Source organism: Xenorhabdus yunnanensis, assembly GCF_028598805.1.
In the GTDB taxonomy this organism is placed as follows: Bacteria; Pseudomonadota; Gammaproteobacteria; order Enterobacterales; family Enterobacteriaceae; genus Xenorhabdus; species Xenorhabdus yunnanensis.
In genome coordinates, this window is sequence record NZ_JAQRFI010000355.1 from 1 (window position 1) to 223 (window position 223).

A 223-nucleotide genomic window follows, 5' to 3' on the forward strand; every position below is an offset into this window, starting at 1 on the left:
ACTAACATCAAAAATGGGGCTGTTTGGTGGTATCGGGGGCGTTGTTGGCGGGATGGCAGCCGGATATAAGACGCTCAGGGATATGGGGAAAGAGGCCTATAATCTGGATACACTATCCAAAAATACCGCTATGCCTGTTGAAGACGCCTCTAAGTTGACCGGTGCATTAGTGCAAATTGGTACAGAAGCTGATCAGGCAAAGGATTCTGTACAGAATTTGTTT

General features: G+C 46.6%; 1 pseudogene. It reads left to right on the forward strand.

The features are described from left to right. Positions 1–223, forward strand: a pseudogene (locus PSI23_RS22580) (hypothetical protein); the annotation flags it as partial.